Source organism: uncultured Algibacter sp. (assembly GCF_905480415.1).
Classification (GTDB): Bacteria; Bacteroidota; Bacteroidia; order Flavobacteriales; family Flavobacteriaceae; genus Algibacter_B.
Genome location: NZ_CAJQQI010000103.1, coordinates 1 through 7,992, shown reverse-complemented (window position 1 = coordinate 7,992; position 7,992 = coordinate 1). Strand labels below are relative to the sequence as shown.

General features: G+C 32.1%; 8 protein-coding genes. 7 read left to right on the top strand and 1 reads right to left on the bottom strand.

All coding sequences use genetic code 11. From position 1 onward, the window contains the following. The 7 genes from ccoG to QZ260_RS07320 all read left to right on the top strand — a co-directional run. On the top strand, window positions 1–1,066 hold a 1,066-nt coding region (gene ccoG / locus QZ260_RS07350; RefSeq protein WP_295984573.1), incomplete at its 5' end, for a cytochrome c oxidase accessory protein CcoG. Window positions 1,067–1,258: 192 nt separating this feature from the next. Next, window positions 1,259–1,705, top strand: coding sequence for a FixH family protein (locus QZ260_RS07345; protein WP_295984571.1), 447 nt, complete (start codon window positions 1,259–1,261; stop codon window positions 1,703–1,705). 1 nt (window position 1,706) lies between these two features. Then, complete coding sequence (locus tag QZ260_RS07340) at window positions 1,707–2,408, top strand: sulfite exporter TauE/SafE family protein (protein WP_295984570.1); 702 nt, start codon at window positions 1,707–1,709, stop codon at window positions 2,406–2,408. 150 nt (window positions 2,409–2,558) lie between these two features. Next, window positions 2,559–3,230, top strand: coding sequence for a TetR/AcrR family transcriptional regulator (locus QZ260_RS07335; protein WP_295984569.1), 672 nt, complete (start codon window positions 2,559–2,561; stop codon window positions 3,228–3,230). A 2-nt stretch (window positions 3,231–3,232) separates the two neighbouring features. Next, entirely contained in the window at window positions 3,233–4,900 is a 1,668-nt protein-coding gene (locus QZ260_RS07330; RefSeq protein ID WP_295984566.1) for an ATP-binding cassette domain-containing protein, read from the top strand. A gap of 3 nt (window positions 4,901–4,903) precedes the next feature. Further along, a complete protein-coding gene (locus tag QZ260_RS07325) occupies window positions 4,904–6,259 on the top strand; it encodes a biotin/lipoyl-binding protein (RefSeq protein ID WP_295984564.1) in 1,356 nt (451 codons plus the stop codon). Further along, entirely contained in the window at window positions 6,259–7,662 is a 1,404-nt protein-coding gene (locus tag QZ260_RS07320; RefSeq protein ID WP_295984562.1) for a TolC family protein, read from the top strand. The genes QZ260_RS07325 and QZ260_RS07320 overlap by 1 nt, the downstream gene beginning before the upstream one ends. 38 nt (window positions 7,663–7,700) lie before the next feature. On the opposite strand, the gene QZ260_RS07315 is transcribed toward QZ260_RS07320, so the two are convergent. Continuing rightward, window positions 7,701–7,992: universal stress protein (locus QZ260_RS07315; RefSeq protein ID WP_295984560.1), on the bottom strand; the 292-nt coding region annotated here is incomplete at its 5' end.

Sequence of the window (7,992 nt, the reverse complement as noted above, 5' to 3'; positions counted from 1 at the left end):
GGAAATGGTTTTTCGTAGAATTGAATACTGGATTGAAGGTGATAGAAATAAACAACGAAAACTAGATAGACAAAAATGGGATGCCGAAAAAATTAGAAAAAAAGGATTAAAACAATTCATATTTCTTATTATTTCGTTCATTATTGCGAATGTATTTTTAGCTTATTTAATAGGAAGTGACAAGCTTATTAAATACATTACAGATGGGCCATTTAATCATGTTAGCACTTTAATCTCGCTATTAATTTTTACAGCAGTATTTTACTTTGTTTTTGCATGGTTTAGAGAACAGGTTTGCATTATTGCTTGCCCTTACGGAAGATTACAAGGCGTTTTATTAGATACCAAATCTATTGTTGTCGCTTACGACTATAAACGTGGTGAAGCGGAAAACGGTAGAAAAAAGTTTAGAAAAAATGAAGACAGAGACGCTTTAGGACATGGTGATTGTATTGATTGTTTACAATGTGTAAATGTTTGCCCAACAGGAATTGATATTAGAAATGGCACGCAATTAGAATGTGTCAATTGTACAGCTTGTATTGATACATGTGACCATATTATGGAAAGTATTAATCTTCCAAAAGGATTGATACGTTACGCGAGCGAAGAGAATATTGAAAAGAAAACACTTTTTAAATTTACTCCTAGAATTAAAGGCTACATTGCTGTTTTAAGTATTATGATTGGTCTGCTAATTGGTATGATGTTTTTACGAAATGATGTTGAAGCGAACATATTAAGGTTGCCTGGTCAGTTATATGAGCATAAAGATAATAACATTATTAGCAATGTATTTACTTATAAATTAGTTAACAAAACTAGTGAGGATATTAATGATGTGAATTTTAAATTAATATCTCATAAAGGTGTATTAAAATTGGTTTCCACTGGGACCGATTTTGTCGTACCAAGTCAAGGAATTGCTCAGGGAACTTTATTTATTGAAATAAATAATTCGGTACTGTCTGGAGATAGAAATAAGATAAAAATTGGTGTCTATAAAAATGCCCAATTAATTGAAACGACTACGGCTAATTTTTTAGGACCTAGGAGTTATAAATAGCTCTTAGCTTAGAGACTGATTTTGGCAGATGAGTGCATTAAGGATTGAAGTAGCATCCTTTTTTGAGGCACGAAAAAAAAGACCTACCTGCCGGCAGGTAGGTATAACGGAAAGCACGACCCGAAAGGGGAATGCCAAAAAATAAATTAGGAGATCCTGAAACAAGTTAAGGATGACAAAAAAACAGAAATCATGAAAATTAATTGGGGTACTGGAATTATATTAGCATTTACAGGATTTATATCGTTCATCCTCTACTTTGTTATTACCATGAATGTGGATGATAAATACAATCATGATTTGGTAAGTGAAGATTATTATGCCGATGAATTAAAATACCAAAAGGACATTGATAAATTGAAAAACTCTAAGACTTTAGACACTAATATTAGTTACAAAAAAACAACTGATGGATTGCTTTTAAAGTTTCCAGAGGCTTTCAATTACAAAGAAATTACAGGAAATATGTTCCTATATAGACCATCTAACAAACAACTAGACTTTGAGACTGCTATTTCATTGTCTAATTCTAATTTGCTCATACCTGACAAACGTTTGGTAGATGGTCGTTGGAACATTAAAATTGATTGGCAATATAAGGGAAAATCTTATTTATTTAAAGAATCTATAAATTATTAGTATGCTTGTTTCGGCATTTATATTAGGGCTATTAGGGAGTTTTCACTGTGTAGGCATGTGTGGACCCATAGCTTTTATGCTGCCAGTTGACCGCTCTAGTACGTTTAAAAAAATAACACAAATTGCCATTTACCATTTTGGTAGATTATTAGCGTACAGCATTATAGGTCTTGTTTTTGGATTGATTGGTAAGAGTCTTTATATTTTTGGCTTTCAGCAGCAGCTCTCTATAATTATTGGTGTTTTAATGATTTTAGTCGTTTTAATTCCGCAGCAAACTTTTAACAAGTATAATTTCTCAAAACCTATTTATAGACTGATTTCAAAAGTTAAATCTGCTTTAGGCTCTGCCATGAAGAAAAAAACTATGGATACGTTTTTAACTATTGGTTTTTTAAATGGTTTTTTACCGTGTGGTTTAGTTTACATGGCACTATTTGCCGCTATTGCCGGTGGAAATGCACTGAATGGTATTTTATATATGGCCGTTTTTGGATTAGGTACTATTCCGTTAATGACTACTGCAATTTATTTTAGTCAGTTTTTAAAAGGCAAAGCTCGACAACGTATACAAAAGGCAATTCCGGTTTTTGTGATTCTAATTGGTGCTTTATTTATTCTTCGCGGTTTAGGTCTTGGAATTCCTTATCTCTCTCCTGCTCCTGTTTATGAGTTGGTTTCTAATGGAGTGGATTGTCATTAATTAGTCTTTACTTTTTTATTTAGAAATCAACTAGTTACACATTAATTCTAGTATTTGATAGTATTTATTGATTCCACATTGATATAAATGATAGTTTTATTTTCTATTTTAATAGTATTACTATTATATTTGCAATATATATTATTAATTATGGATTCATTACTTTCAAATTTAAAGATTGCAGTACCAGAGAAAATCTACGTAAAAGACCCTGAGACTTCTGCTTTAGGTAAGCGCCTTGTGGAACACAGTATTATCTTGATAGACGAGATTGGTTTTGACAGTTTTACATTTAAAAAACTAGGTACTTTAATTGGGTCAAACGAGAGTTCTATTTATCGCTATTTTGAAAGTAAACATAAGTTGCTACTTTATTTATCATCTTGGTATTGGGCATGGATTGAGTATCAATTGGTATTTGAAACTCATAGTTTAAATCCAGCAGATAAACTTGAAAGGGCTATTGAAATTGTTACGAGAACTATAAAAAAAGATTCAAATTTCTCTCATGTCAATGAAGTGGTTTTAAATAGAATTATGGTTAACGAAAATTCTAAATCGTTTTTAACCAAAGAGGTAGATCAAGAAAACAAAGATGGTTATTTCGTAATCTATAAGCGTATTGTGCATCGTTTAAGAGATATGATAAAGACTATAAATCCAGATTATAAATTCCCTTCTAGTCTTGCTAGTACCATTCTTGAAGGAAGTTTACATCAGCACTTTTTAAAAGACCATTTTACGTCCATTACCGATTGTAACGACAGTCTTTCCCCAACCAATTTCATGAAAAACTTAGTACTTAACACTTTGAAATCCTAACTATGGAACACGAACAAATGACCCCTTGGCAACGTTTAGTTGGTTTACTTCAATTGGAAAAAAGAGATATCCTGCAAATTTTTTACTATGCTATTTTTGCTGGTATTGTGGCTTTATCACTCCCATTGGGAATTCAAGCGATTATTAATTTAATTCAAGGTGCTCAAATCTCAACTTCTTGGGTCATATTAGTGATTATAGTAACACTAGGTGTCGCCTTTTCTGGAGCATTACAATTGATGCAATTAAGAATTATTGAAACGATACAGCAACGCATATTCACTCGGTCGTCTTTTGAATTGGCCTATCGTTTTCCAAAAATAAAAATGTCAGAATTACGGAACTATTATCCGCCAGAATTAGCAAATCGTTTTTTCGATACATTAACCATACAAAAGAGTTTATCAAAAATTTTAATTGATGTGCCAACCGCAGTTTTACAAATTCTATTTGCGTTAATTCTGCTATCCTTTTATCATCCATTCTTTATTGTATTTGGGCTTTTACTGCTCGTTCTCATTTTTGTGGTATTCAAATTCACAGCACAAAAGGGGTTGGAAACCAGTTTAAAAGAATCAAAAAACAAATACAAAGTAGCACACTGGATTCAGGAAATCGCCCGTTCAGTAATTAGTTTTAAATCATCGGGGAGCACTAGTTTGGGTGTAAACAAAAATGACGATTTAGTGAATAACTACTTAAAGGCAAGAGAAAGTCACTTTAAAGTATTGATGCTCCAGTTTATTCAAATGATAACTTTTAAGGTTATTGTTACGGCCAGTTTATTATTAATAGGCGGTGCTTTGGTGTTAAATCAAGAAATGAATATTGGGCAATTTGTCGCTGCCGAAATCATCATATTATTAGTTATTGCTTCAGTTGAAAAATTAATTCTAGGCTTAGAATCATTTTACGACACCCTAACTTCCTTAGAAAAGATAGGGCAAATCGTTGATAAAGACTTAGAAAATGAAGAAGGAGAAACACCGCAATTCAGCAAAGGTATTCGTATTGAGTTAGAAAATGTTACTTATGAAGTCGGCAATAGAGATAAGCATATTTTAAAAGATATCTCATTAAAAATAAATTCAAAAAGTAGAATTTTAATTAAAGGTGAAAGTGGTTCTGGAAAATCTACTTTATTAAGATTAATTTCTGGAGTGATTCAAGCTACATCGGGTCATGTTTATGTAAACGATATGTCTATTAATAGTTTACACTTAAACTTTTATAGGTCGCAATTAGGGTTATCCTTATCTGATGAGAATCCTTTTGAAGGTTCCATTAGAGAAAATCTAACATTTGGTAATTCTAATATTTCTGATGAAAATATTTATGGGGTACTTGATATCGTAGGTCTTAAATCTTTTATAAGAGAACAACCCGAAGGATTAAACACGGTACTTTATCCTGATGGGAAACAAATGTCTTACTCATTATCTAAAAAAATTGTTTTGGCTCGCGCTATTTTAAAAGCACCTAAAGTATTAATTCTTGAAGATGCTTTAGATAGATTTAATAGATTAGAAACAAAAGCTATTGTAGATTATTTATCACATCAAGACAGACCTTGGGCACTCGTTGTAGTTAGTTTTAGTTCTGTTTGGACAGATAAATGTAACGAAATTATCACTTTAGAAAAAGGCCAAATCAAATCTAAAACCAACTAAGCTATGCTCAATATATCCCATAATCAATTGAATAAAAAAATAGACTTAGCTGATTATAAGTCTGGAAAAAATATCATGAATGTTCAGTATTACAAATACTTTAACAGGTTTTTATTGGCTGCAGCTATTATTCTATTTATTGTGATGTTTTTACCTTGGACTCAAAATATAACAGGCCAAGGCATAGTAACCACTTTAAAACCAAATCAGCGTCCACAACATATTCAATCCCAAATACCAGGAAGAATTGAAGAGTGGTTTGTACAAGAAGGTGATGAAGTAAAAAAAGGTGATACCATTTTAAGAATATCTGAAGTGAAAAGTGATTATTTCGATGATAGACTCATGGAAAGAACCAACGATCAGATACAAGCTAAATCATCGTCTGTAACTGCTTATGGTGGAAAAGTTGATGCTTTGAATAGACAAATTTCAGCTTTACGAAATGAACAAAAATTAAAGCTCGAACAGACCAAAAACAAATTGATACAATCGCACCTCAAAGTAAAAAGTGATAGTATTGATTTGGAAGCTTCAAAAACAAATTTAAAAATTGCAGAGACACAATTTAATCGTATTCAAACTTTGCAGGAAGAAGGTTTAAAAGCAGTGAAGGATGTAGAAGAAAAACGCTTAAAACTTCAAGCAACTCAGGCTAAATTTATTTCGCAAGAAAACAAATATTTAGCAAGTCAAAATGAAGTCATTAATGCGAGATTAGAATTATCAAGAACGAATGCTGCTTTTACTGATAAAATTTCAAAAACTCAAAGCGATATGTTTACAGCGAAATCTAGCGGTTTTGATACTCAAGCACAAGTTACCAAACTTGAAAACACATATAGTAATTACAAAAAGCGTAATAGTCTCTTGTATGTCACTGCGCCACAAAATGGATTTATAAATAAAGTTTTAACTGGCGGTATTGGGGTAACCATTAAAGAAGGAGCAGAATTAGTTGGCATTATGCCTTCAAAATATGATTTAGCTGTTGAAACTTTTGTAAGACCTATTGATTTACCATTACTCCATATAGACGAAAAAGTACGTGTTCAGTTTGATGGATGGCCTGCCATAGTATTTAGCGGTTGGCCAAATGTATCTTATGGAACTTATGGCGCAAGAGTAGTTGCTATTGAACGTTTTATCAGTGATAATGGCAAATATAGAGTATTACTCGCTCCAGATGAGGACGATCATACTTGGCCAGAAGCCATTAGAGTAGGTTCTGGCGCAAGAACCATTGCCTTATTAGAAGATGTACCAATTTGGTTTGAATTATGGCGACAAATTAACAGCTTCCCTCCTAACTATTATCAACCTGAAGGCAATAAAACGGCTTCAAAAAAAGATAAATAATGAGAGCATTTATATTAAGTATTTTGTTCTGCTTTAGTGGTTTAGTTTCGGCTCAAGATAGCACTTCAGTAATGTCGTTATCTGAATATTTAGGCTATGTTAAGTCGTTTCACCCTATTGTGAAACAAGCCAACTTGATTATTAATGAAAGTGAAGCAAAACTGATGAAAGCCCGTGGTGCTTTTGACCCAAAATTAGAAGTTGATTACGATAGAAAGAAATTTAAAAATACTGAATATTACGACAGACTAAATGCTTCTTTTAAAATCCCTACCTGGTTTGGTGTCGAGTTAAAAGGAAATTTTGAAGAAAACACAGGAGACTTTCTTAACCCGCAAGCTTTTATTCCTGAAGATGGCTTATATAGTGCTGGTGTTTCTGTTCCTGTTGCGAGAGGCTTACTAACTAACAGTCGAATGGCCATGTTAAGACAGTCTAGATTGTATGTAAAGCAGGCGCAAGTTGACAGGCAGTTATTAGTTAACAACATTTTATACAATGCTACAGTCACCTATTTTAATTGGTTAAAAACATATAATGAAAAAGGAGTTTATGAAGACTTTTTAAGCAATGCCGAAATGCGTTTTATTGGTATTAAAAAGAGCTTTGAAGTTGGTGATAAACCAGCTATTGATACTTTAGAAGCGCGTATAGCTTTAAACAATAGAAAGCTGTATTTAGAAAAGTCTAGAATTACGTTTGTTAAATCATCTTTAGAGTTATCAAACTATTTATGGCTGAATGCTAACACACCTATTGAAATTAAAGACCGTATCATTCCTGATGCGAATACATTTGATACTATTGATTTAACTTTAAATACTTCTAACTTGGATATTGAAAGTTTCGATATTGAAAATCACCCAAAATTACAATCTCTAGATTATAAATTTCAAAATTTAAATATTGAAAAACGTTTAAAACTGAACAATTTATTACCTCAAATTGATTTGCAATACAACTTTTTATCGCAAACTCCAGAAGTTTCACGCTCATTTAGTACCTCAGCATATAAAAGCGGAGTAAATATGAGTTTTCCTTTATTCTTAAGAAAAGAACGCGGTGATTTAAAATTAGCAAAAATAAAATTGCAAGACACTAAGTTTGAAATTCAGAATACCAGAGTGGGTCTTAAAAACAAGATTAATGCGATTAGTCAAGAGCTGGATTCGTACATAATACAAAACGATTACACAGATACAATAGTAGATGATTATTCAAAAATGCTATCTGCAGAAGAACGTAAGTTCTTTTTAGGAGAAAGCTCATTATTTCTAGTGAACTCGCGAGAATCAAAATTGATTGACGCAAAATTAAAAGCTATAGAAATTGAGAATAGTTTCTTTAAAACTAAAGCCAAATTGTTTAATGTTTTGTCCCTTTCTGAAATTCAAATGAACTAAGTTTTATCATTCCTGTTTTTGCAGGAATGGCAAACTATTTAAATCTTAAATGTCATAACCGGCAATGTAGAATGATTTGCTACATCTTCACCAATACTACCTTCAAAGAAATGTGCTAATCCTTTTCTGCCATGCGTGGGCACAATTATTAAATCTGCTCCAATTTTATTGGCACAATTTAAAACACCTTCTTCAACTGTATAATCACACACATAATAAACATCTTTCATTTTAGTTAAATTGCGTTCTGCTTTTGTAAAGAAATTAACTGCTTTTTGCTCAATTTCTAAGGAGCTCATAAACCTATCATTAGGTAAATTAACATGAACC